The sequence below is a fragment of the Micromonospora sp. LOL_025 genome, from assembly GCF_048060285.1.
Taxonomy (GTDB): Bacteria; Actinomycetota; Actinomycetes; order Mycobacteriales; family Micromonosporaceae; genus Micromonospora.
This window is the reverse complement of sequence record NZ_JBHMIR010000160.1, coordinates 1-254: the sequence shown is the minus strand read 5'-3', so window position 1 is coordinate 254 and position 254 is coordinate 1. Positions and strand designations below refer to the sequence as shown.

1 protein-coding gene is annotated in these 254 nt (G+C 76.4%); it reads right to left on the bottom strand.

From position 1 onward, the window contains the following. Positions 1-254: beta-ketoacyl synthase N-terminal-like domain-containing protein (locus tag ACFHW0_RS31950; protein ID WP_416613347.1), on the bottom strand; the 254-nt coding region annotated here is incomplete at both ends.

The following is a 254-nucleotide window of genomic DNA, read 5'->3' as shown; positions in this document are numbered from 1 at the left end:
GAACCCCGCACCACCGCCAGGACCCGACGCCCGTCGCGCCGCGCGTCCGACAACCGCTGCACCACCAGCACCCCGACGCCCTCGCCCCACGCGGTGCCGTCCGCCGACTCGGCGAAGGCCTTGCAGCGGCCGTCCGCCGACAGTCCGCCCTGGCGGGAGAACTCGATGAAGGCACCCGGGGTGGCCATCACGGTGACGCCGCCGGCCAGCGCCAGGTCGCACTCGCCCGACCGCAGCGCCTGCACCGCCAGGTG